Below are 16556 nucleotides of genomic sequence, written 5' to 3'. Positions count from 1 at the left end.
GAGGCGGGCTGGGATGGCCACGTCCGTAGGAAGAAGCCAATATGATGCAGTGCACACCTAAGCGGCACAAGCTTGTGACATTACTTTGTCTTGTGCTTGTCTTTCCCGGGACAGGGGCGGGTCACCCGGCCGGCCCCGGCACCCTCAATCCTCCAAGGAGTCCTGCATGACGGCGATCCGCCCGGTGTTCTATGTCTCGGACGGTACCGGCATTACTGCCGAGACCGTGGGCCACAGCCTGTTGACGCAGTTCTCAGGCTTCAGTTTCGTGACCGATCGCATGTCGTTCGTGGACGATGCGGACAAGGCACGTGAGGCCGCGCTTCGCATCCGTGCCGCGGGGGAGCGCTACCAGGTGCGGCCTATCGTGGTCAGTTCCTGCGTGGATTCGGCACTGGGCAGGATCCTGGAGGACGAGAGCGGGGCGCTGGTGCTGGATGTGTTCGTGCCTTTCATCGGCCCGCTGGAACAGGAACTGGATGCGGCCCGTCATTCGAAGATCGGCCAGGCCCACGGCATGGTGGATTTCGACACTTACCACCGCCGCATCAACGCCATGAACTTCGCTCTCAGCCACGACGACGGCATCGCGGTGAACTACGACGAGGCCGACGTGGTGCTGGTGGCGGTGTCCCGCGCCGGCAAGACCCCGACCTGCATCTACCTGGCGCTGCACTACGGCATCCGCGCGGCCAACTACCCGTTGACCGAGGAGGATCTGGAGAGCGACCGCCTGCCGCCGCGCCTGCGTCCGTACCGCAACAAGCTGTTCGGCCTGACCATCGACCCGGAGCGGCTGCAGCAGATCCGCCAGGAGCGCCGGCCGAACTCCCGCTATGCCAGCGCCGAGGTCTGCCGCCGCGAAGTGGCCGCGGCCGAAACCATGTTCAGGATGGAGCGCATCCCGACCCTGAGCACCACGCATACCTCGATCGAGGAGATTTCCAGCAAGGTGCTGGGCACGCTGGGGCTGCAGCGGGAGATGTTCTGAAGCCGCGCCGCATGCCGGCGCGATGCCGGCCGTGTACGATCAGGCCATGACACAGGCTCTTTCCCGCGTCGATCGCATTCCCCGGCTCAGCCGCCTCGGCTGGCTGATGGGGTTGTACGCGGAGAACTACCTGCACCTGGTGCGGTTGTTCGCGCCGGACCATCTCCACGAGGGGCGTTACGCCTCGTCCATCGGCGACGGGCTGGACCTGTACCTGGACGTGATCGAATGCCATCGCTATACGGTCGAGCTGCGCATGACCTACGGCATCCTCGATCCGCTGACCGGTGAGCCCGACCCGTCGGCCTACGTGCGCCTGTACCGCGACGCGCAGCAGGTGGAGACCACGCACTGCTATGTCGGACGGCGCTGGCAGGACGTGATGGGGATGTACCCGCCGGCCGACGAACTGGTCAGCCACCGCCTGCGCATGAACACCTTCCTCGGCAAGTGGCTGGAATACCTGGCCGAGCGCGGGCATGGCGTGGCGACCCTGCATCGCATCCGCGACGCGGTGGCGCCCGGCCCGGCTTCGCTGCCGCTGGAGCACTGAGAAGGCGCGGGCGATCGGTCATACTGCGCGCTTTCGCCGCTCAGCCCCGATTCCGATGCCCTACACGCCGATTCTCGCCACCCTGGGTTACGTGCTGTCCAAGGACGGTACCCAGGCCCTGATGATCCATCGCAATACCCGTCCCGGCGACCTGCACCTGGGCAAGTACAACGGGCTGGGCGGCAAGATGGAGCTGGACGAGGACGCACTTGCCTGCATGCACCGTGAGATCCGCGAGGAAGCCGGCATCGAATGCGGTACCACGCGACTGCGCGGCACCATCAGCTGGCCGGGCTTCGGCAAGCAGGGCGAGGACTGGTTCGCCTTCGTATTCGTGATCGAGGACTGGACCGGTACGCCGCTGCAGTCGAATCCGGAAGGCACGCTGGAGTGGGTGCCGGTGGACCAGCTCGAATCGCTGCCGCTGTGGGAGGGCGACCGGCATTTCCTGCCGCTAGTGTTCGACGCCGATCCCCGGCCTTTCCACGGGGTGATGCCATACCGCGACGGGCGCATGCAGTCGTGGAGCTACACGCGGTTGTAGGCGGGCGCACAGGGCGCCGATGCCCAGCTCCGGGCGGCCTGCGTGCGAGGCTCGCACTGCCTCTCGCAGCCGCACGCATGCCGTGCGCATGCGAAATGGCGGTATTCACGGCAATCGCGCTAGGCTGGGACGGCCATGATCCGGAAACCCTAGATGAAACGTCATTTCTCCATGCTGCGCGAGTTCCGGCTCGCCGACTGGTTCACCCTGGGCAACGCGTTCTGCGGGACCGGCGCGGTGTTCGCCGCGATGCGTTTCCTGCAGGACGGCCAGCGCGGTTTCCTGCTGTTCGGCATGGCGCTGATTCCGCTGGCATTCGTGTTCGACGCGCTGGATGGGCGGATCGCCCGCTGGCGGCAGTCCTCCTCGACCCTGGGGCGCGAACTGGATTCGCTGGCCGACGTGATCTCCTTCGGCGTCGCACCTGCGGCGCTGGCATACGCCTGCGGCATGCAGGGCGGGTGGGACTGGCTGGTACTGAGCTACTTCGTCTGCTGCGGGGTGAGCCGGCTGGCGCGCTACAACGTCACCGCCGAGGAAATAGCCGGCGATTCGGACAAGGTTCCCTACTTCGAGGGAACGCCGATCCCCACCAGCCTGGCGCTGGTGATCCTGCTGGCGGTGGCCGCCCATTTCGAGGCGATCGGCGCGACTCTTTGGGGGGGCGTCTGGCAACTGGGGCCCTGGCAGCTGCATCCGCTGGTGCTGCTGTTCGCGCTGTCCGGTTCGCTGATGATCAGCAAGACCCTGCATATTCCCAAGCCCTGACCGCCGGAACGCGGCCGCGTTGCTATCATCGTCGCGACGACGGCGAAGCAGGGCGATGGCAGTGGCGGACGACAACGACAGCGCGGGTTTCGACGCCGGCCTGAAACGCTCATGGGAGGCATGGCTGCAGGCCATGGGCCAGGGAGACGGCATGTCCTCCGGTGCCTTTCCCTGGCGGGAAGGCATCGAGCAGTGGACCCGGCTGGTCGGTGCCGATGCCGCGCCGCAGGTACAGGAGCTTGGCGCCCGCTTCCAGCAGCAGGCCGGCGACTGGCTGGGCATGATGCAGCAGGTCGCGGCCCGGTTCGCTGGCCGCGACAGCAGTGCCGGCGAGGTCGCCGGCGCCTGGCGCGAAGCCGTGGAGGGGCAGGGCGATGCCATGGTGCGCTGGATGCTCGACGCGGCCCGTGGTGGCAACGCACTGGGCGACCAGCCCTGGGTACGCAACTTCGTCCACGCGCTGCAGTCCGGTTTCGGCGAGGCGGACTGGTTGAACGCACCGGCCTTCGGTCCGGCACGCGAGCACCAGGCGCGCTGGCAGGCGTTGCTGCGGGCGCAGCGCGAGCACCAGGCGCGCATGGAGGCCTATGTCGCGTCGATCCGCGGCGTGCTGGACGATGCGTTCCGGCGCTTCGAGGCGAAGCTGGCCGAGCATGAGGCGCCGGGCAGCCAGCTGACCAGCGCCCGCGCGATGTTCGACCTGTGGATCGATGCGGCCGAGGAGGCCTATGCCACGGTGGCCATGTCCGAGGATTTCCAGCGCATCTATGCGGATCTGGCCAATACCCAGATGCGCCTGCGCGCGGCGACCCGGCAGGAGCTGGAGCGCGCCTGTGAAATGATGGGTGTGCCGACGCGCACCGAGATGGATGTGGCCCATCGCCGCATCGCCGAACTGGAACGCTGGATGCGGCGCATGGCCGCCGGCCAGGCCGAACGCCAGGCCGAACCCGCTCCTGCGCGGGCAAAGCCGGCCGGCGATCCCGCGAAAAAGACGAAGCCGGCTTCCGCGGCGAAAGCGAAGCCGGCTACCAGGCCGGGCAAGAGCATCGCGAAGAAGCGCGCATCGCGCCCCGCCGCCGCCCCGCGCCGCGGAGGCAAGGCATGAAGGGTCCGCTGGGTTTCGGCATGGACGATCTGCTGCAGGAAGCCCTGCAGCTGCAACGCAAGCTTGCCGACGGGCTGAAGCTGCTGCCGGACGTGGAGGATGTCGGCTACGGCGCCACCGCGCGCGAGGAAGTCTGGAGCGACGGCAAGGTCAAGCTGTACCGCTTTATCGGCGCGCAGCCGCCGTCGGGGCAGCCGCCGCTGCTGATCGTCTATGCGCTGGTCAACCGGCCCTACATGGTGGACCTGCAGGACGGCCGCTCGCTGGTGCAGAAACTGCTGGCCGCCGGCCAGGACGTATATGTGCTGGACTGGGGCTATCCCGACCGCTCCGAGCGTTTCCTGACGCTGGAGGATTACCTGCTGCGCTACGTCGACGGCGCCGTCGATCACCTGCGGGCCCAGCATGGCGGGCCGGTGAATCTGCTCGGCATCTGCCAGGGCGGCGTGTTCTCGTTGTGCTACGCCGCGCTGCGTCCGCACAAGGTGCGCAACCTGGTCACCATGGTCGCGCCGGTGGATTTCCACACCCCGGACAACATGCTCTCGCACTGGGCGCGGCACGTGGACGTGGACCTGTTCGTCGATACGCTGGGCAATGTCCCGGCCGACCTGATGAATGCCAGCTACCTGATGCTCAAGCCGTTCCGGCTCAACGTGCAGAAATACGTGGGGCTGGTGGACATCCTCGACGACAGGCAGGCGCTGGAGGATTTCCTGCGCATGGAAAAGTGGATCTTCGATTCGCCGGACCTGGCGGGGGAGGCGTTCCGCGAGTTCGTCAAGCAGTTCTACCAGGGAAACGGCCTCATGCGCGGCAGCATCCGCATCGGCGACGAGGCGGTGGACCTGGCGCAACTGCGGATGCCGGTACTCAACATCTATGCCGAGCAGGATCATCTGGTGCCGCCGGCGGCCTCGCAGGCGCTGTGTGGAAAGACAGGCACCACCGACTATACGGAGCTGGGTTTCCGCGGCGGCCACATCGGCATCTATGTCTCGGCGCGGGCGCAACGTGAAGTCCCGAGCGCCATCCACGACTGGCTGAGCAGGCGCGCATGAGGCATCGCATCCCCGTTGCGGCGCTCTTGGTCCTGGCCGTGGTTTCCGCCACGGCCGATGCCGCGCCAGGTGCTGCGGCCCAGCGCGAGATCGACGGGTTGATGCAGGCGCTCGAGGATTCGGGTTGCCGCTTCCAGCGCAACGGCACCTGGTATCCGGCCAGCGATGCGCGCAGCCACCTGCAGCGCAAGTACGACTACCTGCTCAAGCGCGACCTGGCCGACACCGCCGAGCAGTTCATCGAGCGCGCTGCCAGCCGCAGCAGCATCAGCGGCAAGCCCTACCGGGTATCGTGCCCCGGGCATGCCGAACAGGATTCGGCGCCCTGGTTCCAGCAGCAGCTCGTGCGGCTGCGCGGCCACTGACGACTCTCGCGCAAGGCGTTCTGGTGACGGGGCAGGAGCATGCGTGAATCCGCCGCGGCGTGGGGCCTTCAACTGGCGCGTGCATTGGGTGCGCTCTGGACGTCGCCCAACACCCTGGTCGGCCTGCTGGCCGGGGTGGCGGGCATGGCGGCCGGCGCAAGGCCGCATTGGAATCGGCGCGACTGCGCGCTGGTATTCCACCGTTGGCCATGGGGACCAGGCGGCGCGATCACGTTGGGCATGGTGATCCTGCACACCGGCGATACGCTGGACGTGTCCTGCACGACCTACGAACATCGCGCCGGTCGCTGCGAGCATCCAAGGGTCCGCCTCGGCGACCATGAGCGCGCGCACGTGTTCCAGTACATGGTGCTGGGGCCGCTGTTCCTTCCGGTCTACCTGCTGTGCGGTGGCGTCAGCGTCCGCAATCCCTTCGAGCGTGCGGCCGACCGCTATGCGATGCACGGGCGCGGCTGGTGGCCGGGCCGTTCCTGAATCGAGCCGGCGCAGGCCCGGGTCTTGAAAGCGCAACCGGCCGGTCATGGCGCCTCAACCTTTTTTGTACATCCTGGTAACGCCTGCCCACCTAGAGTGGGCTCGTTACAAACGCAACAGGAGTACCGGTCACCATGGCAGTCGTTCTTTATATCGGTGGCAGCAAGGATGGCAAGAAGGGCGTGGTGCCCTATGGTTTCAGCAAGACCCGCATGGATACCGACGATGGTCCGGAAATCTATGTGGAACGGGTGATGGATGTAAGCGGCAAGGGCCGGATGCGGGTGATGGTGCTGGAAACACTGCGCGACGACATCGCGTTCCAGCGGCTGAACCGGCACCTGGGATAGAAGGCGGGGAGCCCGGCCCGCGGCTGCGCAGAGCAATCCCGGGGCGGGCTGTCAATGGGTTTCCCCTCCCGGGACGCGCTGCCAGAATGCAGGCTTCCCGAGTAGCGGTAGTCCCTGGAATCCATGCAAGACAGCAAGCTCGCGCAGCAGATCGCGCAGACCATCGCCGAAGAGATCGGCGCACAGCCCGCACAGGCCAAGGCCGCGATCGCGCTGCTGGACGAAGGCGCCAGCGTTCCGTTCATCGCCCGCTACCGCAAGGAAGTCACCGGCGGGCTGGACGACACCCAGCTGCGCAATCTGGAAGTCCGCCTGACCTATCTGCGCGAGCTGGAAGACCGGCGCGCCGCGGTGCTGGCCAGCATCGCCGAGCAGGGCAAGCTGAGCGACGAGCTGCGCAACGACATCCTGGCTGCCGACACCAAGTCGCGCCTGGAAGACCTGTACCTGCCGTACAAGCCCAAGCGCCGCACCCGCGCGCAGATCGCCCGCGAAGCCGGGCTGGAGCCGCTGGCCGATGGCCTGCTCGCCGATCCCACGCAGGATCCCCAGGCCTTCGCCGCGGGCTTCGTCGATACGGACAAGGGCGTGGCCGATGCCAAGGCCGCGCTGGAAGGCGCGCGGGCGATCCTGATGGAGCGCTGGGGCGAAGACGCGGCACTGGTCGGCGAACTGCGCCAGTGGCTGGGCGAGGTCGGCGTGATCCGCGCCCGTGTCGCCGAGGGCAAGGAAACCGAGGGCGCCAAATACCGCGACTACTTCGAGCACGCCGAGCCGCTGGCGAAGATTCCCTCGCACCGCCTGCTGGCGTTGTTCCGCGCGCGCCGCGAGGAAATCCTGTTCCTCGAGCTGGACCCGGGCAATGAAGCCGAGACCGGCCACCAGTACGCCGAAGGCCGCGTGGCATGGAAGGCGGGCATCGCCGACCAGGGGCGTGCGGCGGACCGTTGGCTGCTCGATGCCTGCCGCCTGACCTGGCGTGCCAAGCTGCACATGCACCTGCTGCTGGACCTGTTCAACCACGCCCGCGAGAAGGCCGAGGCCGAGGCCATCGCCGTGTTCGGCGACAACCTCAAGGACCTGCTGCTGGCCGCGCCGGCCGGCCCGAAGGCCGTGCTCGGTCTGGACCCGGGCATCCGCACCGGCTGCAAGATCGCCGTGGTCGATGCCACCGGCAAGCTGCTGGCCACCGAGACGATCTATCCGCATGAGCCCCGGCGCCAGTGGGAACAGTCGCTGCAGACCCTCAGGCATCTGTGCGCCAAGCATGACGTCGAGCTGATCGCCATCGGCAACGGTACCGCCAGCCGCGAGACCGACAAGCTGGCCGGCGAGGTCCTCAAGGCCTGCAACAACCCGAAACTGCAGAAGGTCGTGGTCAGCGAAGCCGGCGCGTCGGTGTACTCGGCATCGGAGTTCGCGGCCAGGGAATTCCCGGGTCTGGACGTGTCGCTGCGTGGCGCGGTGTCGATCGCGCGACGCCTGCAGGACCCGCTGGCGGAGCTGGTCAAGATCGAACCCAAGGCGATCGGTGTCGGCCAGTACCAGCATGACGTCGACCAGTTCCGCCTGGCCAAGGCGCTGGACGCGCGCGTGGAGGACTGCGTCAACGCGGTGGGCGTATTCGTCAACACCGCATCGGCCGCCCTGCTGTCGCGCGTGTCGGGCCTGTCGTCGACCGTGGCCGAGAACATCGTCCGCCACCGCGACGAGAACGGGCCGTTCAAACGCCGCCGCGACCTGCTCAAGGTGCCGCGCCTGGGCGACAAGACGTTTGAACAGTGCGCCGGCTTCCTGCGCATCGCCGATGGCGACGAGCCGCTGGACGCCTCGGCCGTGCACCCCGAAGCCTATCCAGTAGTGGAGCGCATCGTCGCCGCGGCGCAGCGGCCGATCAAGACGCTGCTCGGCGACGGCGGCTACCTGCGCGGCCTGAAGGCCGAGCAGTTCACCGACGAGACGTTCGGCGTGCCGACGGTACGCGACATCCTGAAGGAACTGGAAAAGCCCGGCCGCGACCCGCGTCCCGAGTTCAAGGCGGCGCGCTTCGCTGACGGCGTTGAGGACATCAAGGACCTGCGCGAAGGCATGGTGCTGGAAGGCGTGGTCAGCAACGTGGCCGCCTTCGGCGCGTTCGTCGACATCGGCGTGCACCAGGATGGGCTGATCCACATCTCCGCGCTGTCTGACACTTTCGTCAAGGACCCGCGCGACGTGGTCAAGGCCGGCGACATCATCAAGGTGAAGGTGCTGGAGGTCGACGTCGCCCGCAAGCGCATCGCGCTGACCCGCCGGCTGGACGACAGTCCGGCGCCCGCCAAACGACCGGACAAGGGCGCGGGGCAGGGTCATCCTGTCCGGCGCGATGGCGGCCGCGGCGAACCGTCGCGGGGCGCACGTCCAGGCAGCTCGGCGCCGCCGGCGGACAATGCCCTGGCCGAAGCGTTCGCGCGCGCGCGCCGCAGTTGATGCGCTGACCTCCCCATGCAGACGAAAGGAAGGCCCCGGTATCCGGGGCCTTCTTTTTCTTCGGCAAGGTGGGGCGCCGGCATTCGGCCGTGGCGATGGATGCAAAAAGGCCAAGCATCGCTGCCTGGCCTTTGCTGTGCTGGTGCCGAAGGTGGGACTCGAACCCACACGCTTTTAAGGGCGGCGGATTTTGAGTCCGCTGCGTCTACCGATTCCGCCACTTCGGCTGGCAGGGGCGCAAGTATAGCGGACGGCTTTATGGTTGGGCAGGGATTTGCGGGTATTTTTCGCAAAGTGCCGGACGGCGCCGGTGGCTATACTCAAGTCATCCGGGATCAGGGGATTGCGATGGGTTTGCTGCACTCCGTGCGGGTGGTGATCGTGGAGAACGACGACTTGAATGCAACGCTGCTGCAGTTGCAGCTCGAGCGCGAAGGGCTGCAGGTTGTCGGTGTCGCGGACACCGTGCAGTCTGCCTTGGGCATGATCGATGAGCTGCGTCCGCAGCTCGCCTTCCTCGACTTCTGCCTGGCCGACAACGAGGACAGCACGCCGGTTGCGGAAGTGCTGGTCGGGCGCGGGATTCCTTTCCTCGTCGCGACCGGGATGGAGGCCGGGCGGTTGCCTGCGATCTTCGATGCGGGCGTGAAGCTGGCCAAACCCTACACGGGAAGCGATCTGCGCGGGGCCCTGTCCAGGGTGCTGCAGCCATAGGGAAGTGGCGGCGGTGCAGGCCTGCGTTCTTCCAGGCAACAAAAAAGCCCTGCCTGGGCAGAGCTTCCTTGAATTGGCGTCCCCACGGGGATTCGAACCCCGGTCGCCACCGTGAAAGGGTGATGTCCTAGGCCTCTAGACGATGGGGACGCGAAACTTCATCAAGTTTTTTTCGACTATCCGAACGGCCTAATGTCCGGATTTGGTGGAGCCAAGCGGGATCGAACCGCTGACCTCCTGCATGCCATGCAGGCGCTCTCCCAGCTGAGCTATGGCCCCGTATCCAAATTTTCGAGCGCGGAATAATACCGGACTCTTCGTCGGAGTGGAAGCTTTTTCTTCTTCCTCATTGCCTGTTGGGCAGGCAGCTTCTCCAACAAAAAAGACCCTGCAAAATCTGGGTCTTTGTTTTCGATGAATGGCGTCCCCACGGGGATTCGAACCCCGGTCGCCACCGTGAAAGGGTGATGTCCTAGGCCTCTAGACGATGGGGACGCGAAACTTCATCAAGTTTTTTCGACTATCCGAACGGCCTAATGTCCGGATTTGGTGGAGCCAAGCGGGATCGAACCGCTGACCTCCTGCATGCCATGCAGGCGCTCTCCCAGCTGAGCTATGGCCCCGTTGTTGCCGAGAAAGAAATGATAGCCCGGCTTTTCGGGCCGAGCAAGCCATTTGTGAAAAAAAATCTTCACACGCCTGCTGCTGCCTCTGCAGACCTGGATGCACGGCATTTTCCGGCAGGGTTGCACCGGCTTCTCCGATGGTTCGGCTCACTCACTTCCTCCAATGTTGGACCTCATACCGTGGAGCCGGGTGGTCCGGATGATGAAGGTTCTCGATCTCTTTCTTCTGCTTGCGGCTGGTGTGCCGACGCCCCAGCAGACGCAGGTGTTCAAGTGCATGGAGCAGGGACAGGCGTCCTATCAATCGATGCCCTGCGATGGTGCAGCGCTGAAGATGTGGAGTGTGCTTCCGCAGGCATCGATCGAGCCTGGGGCGACGGCGGGAGTACGAAAACCGGTACGTGCCGGACGCAGGGCTGGTCATTCCGGCGCGGGTTCCGGCCGGAGTGCCCGGCGCCCCGGGGGCGATGCCTGTACCAAGGCCAGGCAGGGCAGGGATGCGGCCTATCGCGCGGCGGGCCTGAAGCGGGGATTCGCCCTGTCCAGCTACTGGGACAATCGCGTCCACGACGCCTGCCGGTGACCGCGGATGCTGGCATCGCGGATGGGAGTGGGACGATGGAATGCTGGATCGCCTGGACCAGCGTTGGGGAAAAGACACCCGGTGCCATGCACAGTCCCATGCCATCAGCAGGGAAATGGAGGGGCTGGTGCAGCTTTCCTTCCATTGAAGAGCATCCAGCAGATGGCTGCGGGGGTGGCAATCCGGGCCGACTCCCAGCGCCCTTGCGCACCGCTGGCTTTTCTTGATGCATGCGGCTTGCCGCTTCTGTGTTTCCGTGCAGGTAGATCTTTTCCTACGAGAGGAATCGGCGCGGTATGTCGAGCAGGGGTGGCGATTGGTTTGCGAATTCGTCTTCCGTTTCAGGCGGCAGAGTCGACCCGGATGCAATCGATAAAGTAGTGCAGCGTGGTCAACACAGGCCCGGTCTGCCCCCTCCAACGGTCGCGAGCACCGGGGATTGCCAGGCTGCGGTACGTTCCTGCCGTAACGAGTGGGCCAGCACCAGCGAGTGAACCCGCGCCTCCTGTCGTTGCTCGCGGAAAGCGCCGGCGACTACGCCGACTGGCCCGCTGCACGCGCAGGCCGAAAATGCGACGTAATGGCCCTGTTGGTTCTGGCGGACCGGTCGTGCAGCCCATCCAGACGCGGACTGCGCTGGCACGACCTCGGATCGGTCCCTGTCCAACGCAGCTCGCTGCCGTATCGGCGCAAAGCCAGCAGGACTTCATTGACGTCCTGCCGGTCGATATCGCCGGTTGATTCGATCACCCGGATCCGTGAAGTCGTGCCGTTCTACGGTGCTGAAGTCCGAGGGGGAGGACAACTGCACCGGCTGCACTTTGCTGCCTTCAACTCGCTGACGCCACCCCTCGGAACCATGCGGGACTTCCGCCGGCCATCAGGTCAACAGTTCGCGCCGGATGATTTCTGCGCCTGCGCTGAGGGCAAGCAGCTTGCCTCGGGCGACCCGACGAGCGAGGGGGGCCATGCCGCAGTTGGTGGAAGGATAGAGCTTGTCCGCGTCGACAAACCGAAGGGCGTTCCGCAGTGTGTTTGCCACTTCATCCGGCGTCTCGATGGTGTCGCTGGCCACGTCAATGGCGCCTACCATCACTTTCTTTCCGCGAACCAGCTCGATCAGATCGATCGGCACATGTGAGTTCTGGCACTCCAGTGAAATGATGTCGATGCTGGACTGTTGCAGTTTCGGGAAGGATTCCTCGTACTGGCGCCACTCCGAGCCCAGCGTCTTCTTCCAGTCGGTGTTGGCCTTGATGCCATAGCCGTAGCAGATATGCACGGCGGTCTCGCACTTCAGTCCTTCAACGGCACGTTCCAGGGCGGCAACACCCCAATCATTCACTTCATCGAAGAAGACATTGAACGCGGGTTCGTCGAACTGGATGATGTCAATGCCCGCCGCTTCCAGCTCTTTGGCTTCCTGGTTGAGAATTCCGGCGAACTCCCAGGCCAGCTTTTCGCGGCTCCTGTAGTGGGCGTCGTAGAGCGTGTCGATCATCGTCATCGGGCCAGGCAGGGCCCATTTGATCGGCTGCCTGGTCTGCTGGCGCAGGAACCTGGCATCGTCAACGAAGACCGATTGCGGTCGACTCACCGCACCCACGACCGTCGGCACGCTGGCGTCGTAGCGGTCACGGATGCGTACGGTCTCGCGCTTCTCGAAATCCACGCCCTCAAGGTGTTCGATGAAGGTGGTGACGAAGTGCTGGCGGGTCTGCTCGCCATCGCTGACGATGTCGATGCCGGCCTGCCGTTGTTCGTGCAGCGAAAGACGCAATGCATCCTGCTTGCCTTCAACCAGCTCCTCGTCCTGCAGCTTCCAGGGGGACCAGAGCTTTTCGGGTTGAGCGAGCCAGGACGGCTTGGGCAGGCTGCCGGCGGTTGAAGTGGGCAACAGTTTCTTCATGACGGGTGGTTTCTTGTTCCGGGTGATGGTCAGAGCGCGCAGTTGGCGGCCCACCGCTCAAGCGTCTGGCGGTATGGGGTGATGAAGTTCTCTTCCGTGAATTTTCCTTGCTTGACGGCCAGCTGGCTGCGTTCCTCGCGGTCATAGACGATCTTGGTCAGGGAGTAGTCCTGGTGCTTCAAGCTGGGCTGATAGACGCTCCCGGCGGCCGAGTTGGCGTTGTAGATCTCCGGCCGGTAGATCTTCTGGAAAGTCTCCATCGTGCTGATGGTGCCGATCAGCTCCAGGTCCGTGTAGTCGCCGAGCAGGTCGCCGAAGAAATAGAAGGCCAGCGGCGCAACGCCGTTCGGCGGCATGAAGAAGCGCACCTGCATGCCCATCTTCGCGAAATAGTGATCGGTCGAGGAGAGCTCGTTCTGCAGGTACTCCACGCCCAGCACCGGGTGCTGGTTCGCGGTGCGCAGGTAGATCCTGCTGCTCGATGCGCTGATGCAGATCACCGGCGGCTTCCCGAAATGGGCCTTGTAGGCGTCGGAGCTCACGAAGTGCTTGAACAGCTTGCCGTGCAGGTCGCCGAAATCCTCCGGCGTGCCGAACACCGGCCGGGTGCTGTTGTACGCCGGCAACAGCACGCTGAAGTCGTAGTCACGCACGTAGGAGGAGAAGTTGTTCCCGGCAATGCCCTCGATGCGCGCTCCGGTTCTGCCGTCGACGATGGTGGTCTTCAGTATCTCGATCAGCGGGAAGGCGGCGGCCGCGCCATGGGCGCCCACGTCCATCTCGACGGAGATGATCTCCAGCTCGACGGCATAGCGATCCCCGGTGGGATTGTCCCAGTCGGCGAGGCTGTTGAAGCGGTTGTCGATCATCTTCAACGTATTGCGCAGGTTTTCCTGGCGGCTGATGCCCCTGGCCAGATTGGCGAAGTTGGTGGTCAGGCGGGTGCTGTCCGAGGGCTGGTAGTTTTCATCGAAGCAGATGCGCTTGATGCTGAATTCGAAGTTTTCTTTCATGGCGGCCCGTTACCGTGGGTTCTGCGGGTGGAGTCCGGCACAGCGTCATGCTGATCCGGTGCGCGGGGAGGAGAGGCTTTCAGGCGGCTGCGACGTTCCCGGTGGCGCGGGTTCTTGCGTGACAGGTCAGGTCGAGCACCGGCAAGGCCCGTTCGACCGCCAGCCTGGCGCGTTGGATCAGGTCGTCGTTGCGCAGGCTGTCGCCTGCGAAATCCCTGTCGGTCGCGTATACGCCCAGCGGCAGGGTGCGCGCCTGGAAGAAGCTGAACAGTGGCCTCAGTTGATGGTCGATCATCAGCGCATGGCGCTCGCTGCCGCCGGTGGCAGCGAGCAGGACCGGCATATCGACCAGGGCGTCCTGGTCAATGAAGTCGAAGAAGTGCTTGAACAGCCCGGTGTAGGAGCCACGGTAGACCGGCGTGGCCACTACCAGGACATCGGCCTGTTCGACCGCTGCGAGCTCCCGCTCCACCGTGTCGGGCAATTGGCTGCGCCTGACCGTACCGGCGAGCTGGGGGGCGAGTTGGCCGAGCTCGATCAGGTGGCGTTGGCAGGGGATCTTCGCTGCGATCAGGTCCGATAGATGCTCAGCCAGCGTCGCAGCCCTGGAAGGCCGTTGCAGTCCGCCGGAGACCGCAACGACGCGTAGTGGAAATGGGGGTGTCATTTTCGCCTTTCATGTAGCGGGTTCGTCCGGCAGCCGAGGGGGAATGGATGCCGAAAGTCGATCCTAGCCATGAGGTTCGATGAGGTAAAATGGTATTAATTCAAGAATCCATGATTGGAATTCATAAATATGCTTGAGCGCATCCACCTCAACATCGTCCAGCAGGTCGAAAAGCAGGGCTCGCTGACGGCCGCGGCGGGCGTATTGAATCTGACCCAATCGGCGTTGAGCCACAGCATCCGGAAGCTGGAGCAGCAACTGGGCACGGATATCTGGCTGCGCGAAGGCCGAAGCCTGCGTCTCACCCAGGCCGGCCAATACCTGCTGGCGGTGGCGAACCGTGTGCTGCCGCAGCTGGACCTGGCCGAAGAGCGCCTGGACCAGTTCGCTCAGGGGGAGCGTGGAGCGCTGCGCATCGGCATGGAATGCCATCCCTGCTACCAGTGGCTGCTCAAGGTGGTGTCGCCCTATCTGGCCGCATGGCCGGACGTGGATGTGGACGTCAGGCAGAAGTTCCAGTTCGGCGGGATCGGCGCGCTGTTCGGCTACGAGATCGACCTGCTGGTCACCCCCGACCCGCTGTACAAACCGGGCCTGAAGTTCGAGCCCGTATTCGACTACGAGCAGGTGCTGGTCGTGGCCAGGGATCACCCCCTGGCGTCGGCAACTTACGTCAAGCCCCAGCAGCTGACCCGGGAGATCCTGATCAGCTACCCCGTGGATATCGAGCGACTGGACATCTACAGCCAATTCCTGCTGCCCGCCGGCGTGACGCCACGGCGGCACAAGACCATCGAAACGACCGACATCATGGTGCAGATGGTGGCCAGCCGCCGCGGTGTGGCCGCGCTGCCCCGCTGGTTGGTGGAGGAGTATGCGAGCAGGATGGAGGTGGTGCCGGTGCGGCTGGGCGCACGCGGCATCGCCAAGCAGATATTCCTTGGCGCGCGTGAGGCGGACACCGGCATCGACTACGTGCGGGCCTTCATCGACCTGGCCCGGCACCCGGCCGCGGTCGCTGCCGCCCGGCCGGGTGCCAGGCGATGAATGGCAACACCGGGCGCAGCCCGCTCGCGCGGCCTTCCGATATGCCCGGCCTTGCCAGACCCATCATCGACGGCTATTCACTGGAAGTAAGCGCCAGATCAATTCCTGCGCTGGCCGCAGTGGCACCCCGGATGGCTCCCGGCTCAACCATGTTCATTCCCAATCTGCCGGGCGAAGACGACGATGCGCGGTTGAGCGCAGCCGCTGCGGTTCGTGGACTCGGCTTCGAGCCCATGCTGCATGTCCCGGCACGGCGCATCGCCTCGCTCGCTGAACTGGAGTCGTTCGTCGCGCGCGCGGTTGCCGAGGCCGGGGCTGAGCGGTGCTTCGTGATCGCCGGCGATTCGTCCCGCCCCAAGGGGCCGTTTCCCGACAGCGCCTCGCTTATTGAAACCGGTGTGTTCGAACGTGCGGGCATCAAGTTCCTCGGGGTGGGCGGACACCCGGAAGGTCATCCGGTGATGGGCGAGGCGACTCGCTGGGAGGTGCTTGCACGCAAGTGCCGCAGCATCGAAGGCCGTGGCATGACGCCGCTGATCGTCACGCAGTTCGGGTTTGATGCCGACGCCGTAGTGGCTTGGCTGGAGGCATTGCGCGAGCTTGGCATCGAGCATCCGGTACGCGTGGGCGTGCCAGGTCCTGCAGGTGTGGCGGTACTGGTACGTTACGCGGCCATGTGCGGTGTCAGTGCAAGCGCATCGATCTGGTCCAAGTACGGTATCTCGATCGGCAAGCTGCTTGGCACGGCCGGGCCGGACCTGTTTGTCGATCGCCTGGCCAATGGCCTGACGGAAGCGCACGGAAAGGTGAACCTGCATTTCTTTCCGTTCGGAGGCATCGCCCAGTCCGTGGAATGGGCGGAGAACTACCGCGCTCGCAGCCACCCCGGGCACGCATGATGTGCCGAGCGGGGCATCTTCACCGTTCCGCAGTGTCCCCCAAAGCAATGGTCCGTATGTCCGCATGAGCGGGCCTTGCACAAGGACGGGCATGGGCAACCAGCGGTTGCCCAATTTCGATTCATCCCCGGCCAGGCCGTGCCGCCCGCTTGACGATTCGAGGCGCGATATCGTGCCCCGGGTGGAGTGCCCTGGCCAGAACCAGGGCTTCGCGTCGGTTGCTCGCGCGGACGGGTTCGATGAAAGCCAGTTCCTCGGCAGGCAGGATGGTTTCAATACCGGATTGGCGCTGATGTCGTTCCTGTTTCAGAAAGTCGCGGAACAGCGCTTCTTTGCCCCGGTACACCACCGTGACCAGATAGGTGGGCTTTGCCATCAGCTCCGTACCGGCAAC

Annotated in this window: 18 protein-coding genes and 5 tRNA genes; 14 read left to right on the top strand and 9 right to left on the bottom strand. The window is 65.0% G+C overall.

What is annotated here, in order from left to right; all coding sequences use genetic code 11:
* Nucleotides 1-166 precede the first annotated feature (166 nt).
* The 10 genes from ppsR to ABB22_RS02480 all read left to right on the top strand — a co-directional run bounded on the left by ppsR (nucleotide 167) and on the right by ABB22_RS02480 (nucleotide 8704).
* On the top strand, nucleotides 167-991 hold the full coding sequence (gene ppsR, locus ABB22_RS02525) for a posphoenolpyruvate synthetase regulatory kinase/phosphorylase PpsR (protein ID WP_055769230.1): 825 nt from the start codon (nucleotides 167-169) through the stop codon (nucleotides 989-991).
* Between the two features lie 46 nt (nucleotides 992-1037).
* Nucleotides 1038-1544 (top strand): DUF1249 domain-containing protein, encoded by a 507-nt coding sequence (locus ABB22_RS02520; protein WP_055770295.1) that lies wholly within the window; start codon nucleotides 1038-1040, stop codon nucleotides 1542-1544.
* Between the two features lie 55 nt (nucleotides 1545-1599).
* The gene (locus ABB22_RS02515; protein ID WP_055769227.1) at nucleotides 1600-2088 is read left to right on the top strand and encodes an NUDIX hydrolase; all 489 of its coding nucleotides are present in this window, start codon (nucleotides 1600-1602) and stop codon (nucleotides 2086-2088) included.
* Nucleotides 2089-2241: 153 nt separating this feature from the next.
* Nucleotides 2242-2856 carry a CDP-alcohol phosphatidyltransferase family protein gene (locus ABB22_RS02510; protein ID WP_055769224.1) on the top strand — a complete coding sequence of 205 codons (615 nt, stop codon included), beginning with the start codon at nucleotides 2242-2244 and terminating at the stop codon, nucleotides 2854-2856.
* A gap of 55 nt (nucleotides 2857-2911) precedes the next feature.
* The gene (gene phaE, locus ABB22_RS02505) at nucleotides 2912-3964 is read left to right on the top strand and encodes a class III poly(R)-hydroxyalkanoic acid synthase subunit PhaE (protein ID WP_055769222.1); all 1053 of its coding nucleotides are present in this window, start codon (nucleotides 2912-2914) and stop codon (nucleotides 3962-3964) included.
* Nucleotides 3961-5025 (top strand): class III poly(R)-hydroxyalkanoic acid synthase subunit PhaC, encoded by a 1065-nt coding sequence (phaC, locus tag ABB22_RS02500; protein ID WP_055769218.1) that lies wholly within the window; start codon nucleotides 3961-3963, stop codon nucleotides 5023-5025. The genes phaE and phaC overlap by 4 nt, the downstream gene beginning before the upstream one ends.
* Complete coding sequence (locus tag ABB22_RS02495; protein WP_055769215.1) at nucleotides 5022-5390, top strand: YfeK family protein; 369 nt, start codon at nucleotides 5022-5024, stop codon at nucleotides 5388-5390. Before phaC ends, ABB22_RS02495 begins: the two co-directional genes overlap by 4 nt.
* A 39-nt stretch (nucleotides 5391-5429) precedes the next feature.
* Nucleotides 5430-5885 carry a hypothetical protein gene (locus ABB22_RS02490; RefSeq protein ID WP_055769212.1) on the top strand — a complete coding sequence of 152 codons (456 nt, stop codon included), beginning with the start codon at nucleotides 5430-5432 and terminating at the stop codon, nucleotides 5883-5885.
* A gap of 134 nt (nucleotides 5886-6019) precedes the next feature.
* Entirely contained in the window at nucleotides 6020-6235 is a 216-nt protein-coding gene (locus tag ABB22_RS02485) for a hypothetical protein (protein WP_055769208.1), read from the top strand.
* Nucleotides 6236-6358: 123 nt separating this feature from the next.
* Entirely contained in the window at nucleotides 6359-8704 is a 2346-nt protein-coding gene (locus tag ABB22_RS02480) for a Tex family protein (RefSeq protein ID WP_055769205.1), read from the top strand.
* A 140-nt stretch (nucleotides 8705-8844) separates the two neighbouring features.
* Here the strand turns inward: ABB22_RS02480 and ABB22_RS02475 are convergent.
* Nucleotides 8845-8931, bottom strand: a tRNA-Leu gene (locus ABB22_RS02475).
* Nucleotides 8932-8962: 31 nt separating this feature from the next.
* Here ABB22_RS02475 and ABB22_RS02470 point away from each other — a divergent pair.
* A complete protein-coding gene (locus ABB22_RS02470; protein ID WP_235504295.1) occupies nucleotides 8963-9418 on the top strand; it encodes a response regulator in 456 nt (151 codons plus the stop codon).
* A gap of 74 nt (nucleotides 9419-9492) precedes the next feature.
* Here the strand turns inward: ABB22_RS02470 and ABB22_RS02465 are convergent.
* The 4 genes from ABB22_RS02465 to ABB22_RS02450 all read right to left on the bottom strand — a co-directional run bounded on the left by ABB22_RS02465 (nucleotide 9493) and on the right by ABB22_RS02450 (nucleotide 10041).
* A tRNA-Glu gene (locus tag ABB22_RS02465) sits at nucleotides 9493-9568 on the bottom strand.
* 53 nt (nucleotides 9569-9621) lie between these two features.
* A tRNA-Ala gene (locus tag ABB22_RS02460) sits at nucleotides 9622-9697 on the bottom strand.
* Nucleotides 9698-9837: 140 nt separating this feature from the next.
* Nucleotides 9838-9913: transfer RNA gene (locus ABB22_RS02455), tRNA-Glu, on the bottom strand.
* Nucleotides 9914-9965: 52 nt separating this feature from the next.
* Nucleotides 9966-10041: transfer RNA gene (locus ABB22_RS02450), tRNA-Ala, on the bottom strand.
* 100 nt (nucleotides 10042-10141) lie between these two features.
* On the opposite strand from ABB22_RS02450, the gene ABB22_RS02445 reads away from it, so the two are divergent.
* Nucleotides 10142-10627 carry a hypothetical protein gene (locus ABB22_RS02445; protein ID WP_152984005.1) on the top strand — a complete coding sequence of 162 codons (486 nt, stop codon included), beginning with the start codon at nucleotides 10142-10144 and terminating at the stop codon, nucleotides 10625-10627.
* Nucleotides 10628-11507: 880 nt separating this feature from the next.
* On the opposite strand, the gene ABB22_RS02440 is transcribed toward ABB22_RS02445, so the two are convergent.
* The 3 genes from ABB22_RS02440 to msuE all read right to left on the bottom strand — a co-directional run bounded on the left by ABB22_RS02440 (nucleotide 11508) and on the right by msuE (nucleotide 14216).
* Nucleotides 11508-12536: a methionine synthase gene (locus ABB22_RS02440; protein ID WP_055769200.1), complete on the bottom strand. Its 1029-nt coding sequence runs from the start codon at nucleotides 12534-12536 to the stop codon at nucleotides 11508-11510.
* 29 nt (nucleotides 12537-12565) lie between these two features.
* The gene (locus ABB22_RS02435; protein WP_055769197.1) at nucleotides 12566-13549 is read right to left on the bottom strand and encodes a DUF1852 domain-containing protein; all 984 of its coding nucleotides are present in this window, start codon (nucleotides 13547-13549) and stop codon (nucleotides 12566-12568) included.
* 79 nt (nucleotides 13550-13628) lie between these two features.
* Nucleotides 13629-14216 (bottom strand): FMN reductase, encoded by a 588-nt coding sequence (msuE, locus tag ABB22_RS02430; RefSeq protein ID WP_055769194.1) that lies wholly within the window; start codon nucleotides 14214-14216, stop codon nucleotides 13629-13631.
* A 129-nt stretch (nucleotides 14217-14345) separates the two neighbouring features.
* On the opposite strand from msuE, the gene ABB22_RS02425 reads away from it, so the two are divergent.
* Nucleotides 14346-15263 carry a LysR family transcriptional regulator gene (locus ABB22_RS02425; protein ID WP_055769191.1) on the top strand — a complete coding sequence of 306 codons (918 nt, stop codon included), beginning with the start codon at nucleotides 14346-14348 and terminating at the stop codon, nucleotides 15261-15263.
* Nucleotides 15260-16162 carry a methylenetetrahydrofolate reductase gene (locus tag ABB22_RS02420; protein WP_425477771.1) on the top strand — a complete coding sequence of 301 codons (903 nt, stop codon included), beginning with the start codon at nucleotides 15260-15262 and terminating at the stop codon, nucleotides 16160-16162. Before ABB22_RS02425 ends, ABB22_RS02420 begins: the two co-directional genes overlap by 4 nt.
* Before the next feature lie 121 nt (nucleotides 16163-16283).
* Here ABB22_RS02420 and ABB22_RS18045 read toward each other — a convergent pair whose 3' ends face one another.
* Entirely contained in the window at nucleotides 16284-16538 is a 255-nt protein-coding gene (locus ABB22_RS18045; RefSeq protein ID WP_152984004.1) for a hypothetical protein, read from the bottom strand.
* Nucleotides 16539-16556 lie beyond the last annotated feature (18 nt).

Origin of the sequence: Stenotrophomonas nitritireducens (assembly GCF_001431425.1) — a bacterium.
Classification (GTDB): Bacteria; Pseudomonadota; Gammaproteobacteria; order Xanthomonadales; family Xanthomonadaceae; genus Stenotrophomonas; species Stenotrophomonas nitritireducens.
Note: the sequence above shows the minus strand (reverse complement) of the source record. Positions and strands in the feature narration are given on the sequence as shown.

Bases quoted from the DNA above. Each gene is read 5' to 3' on its own strand.
- ppsR (WP_055769230.1), top strand. From the start codon at position 167: ATGACGGCGATCCGCCCGGTGTTCTATGTCTCGGACGGTACCGGCATT.
- ABB22_RS02520 (WP_055770295.1), top strand. From the start codon at position 1,038: ATGACACAGGCTCTTTCCCGCGTCGATCGCATTCCCCGGCTCAGCCGC.
- ABB22_RS02515 (WP_055769227.1), top strand. From the start codon at position 1,600: ATGCCCTACACGCCGATTCTCGCCACCCTGGGTTACGTGCTGTCCAAG.
- ABB22_RS02510 (WP_055769224.1), top strand. From the start codon at position 2,242: ATGAAACGTCATTTCTCCATGCTGCGCGAGTTCCGGCTCGCCGACTGG.
- phaE (WP_055769222.1), top strand. From the start codon at position 2,912: ATGGCAGTGGCGGACGACAACGACAGCGCGGGTTTCGACGCCGGCCTG.
- phaC (WP_055769218.1), top strand. From the start codon at position 3,961: ATGAAGGGTCCGCTGGGTTTCGGCATGGACGATCTGCTGCAGGAAGCC.
- ABB22_RS02495 (WP_055769215.1), top strand. From the start codon at position 5,022: ATGAGGCATCGCATCCCCGTTGCGGCGCTCTTGGTCCTGGCCGTGGTT.
- ABB22_RS02490 (WP_055769212.1), top strand. From the start codon at position 5,430: ATGCGTGAATCCGCCGCGGCGTGGGGCCTTCAACTGGCGCGTGCATTG.
- ABB22_RS02485 (WP_055769208.1), top strand. From the start codon at position 6,020: ATGGCAGTCGTTCTTTATATCGGTGGCAGCAAGGATGGCAAGAAGGGC.
- ABB22_RS02480 (WP_055769205.1), top strand. From the start codon at position 6,359: ATGCAAGACAGCAAGCTCGCGCAGCAGATCGCGCAGACCATCGCCGAA.
- ABB22_RS02470 (WP_235504295.1), top strand. From the start codon at position 8,963: ATGGTTGGGCAGGGATTTGCGGGTATTTTTCGCAAAGTGCCGGACGGC.
- ABB22_RS02445 (WP_152984005.1), top strand. From the start codon at position 10,142: ATGCACGGCATTTTCCGGCAGGGTTGCACCGGCTTCTCCGATGGTTCG.
- ABB22_RS02440 (WP_055769200.1), bottom strand. From the start codon at position 12,536: ATGAAGAAACTGTTGCCCACTTCAACCGCCGGCAGCCTGCCCAAGCCG.
- ABB22_RS02435 (WP_055769197.1), bottom strand. From the start codon at position 13,549: ATGAAAGAAAACTTCGAATTCAGCATCAAGCGCATCTGCTTCGATGAA.
- msuE (WP_055769194.1), bottom strand. From the start codon at position 14,216: ATGACACCCCCATTTCCACTACGCGTCGTTGCGGTCTCCGGCGGACTG.
- ABB22_RS02425 (WP_055769191.1), top strand. From the start codon at position 14,346: ATGCTTGAGCGCATCCACCTCAACATCGTCCAGCAGGTCGAAAAGCAG.
- ABB22_RS02420 (WP_425477771.1), top strand. From the start codon at position 15,260: ATGAATGGCAACACCGGGCGCAGCCCGCTCGCGCGGCCTTCCGATATG.
- ABB22_RS18045 (WP_152984004.1), bottom strand. From the start codon at position 16,538: ATGGCAAAGCCCACCTATCTGGTCACGGTGGTGTACCGGGGCAAAGAA.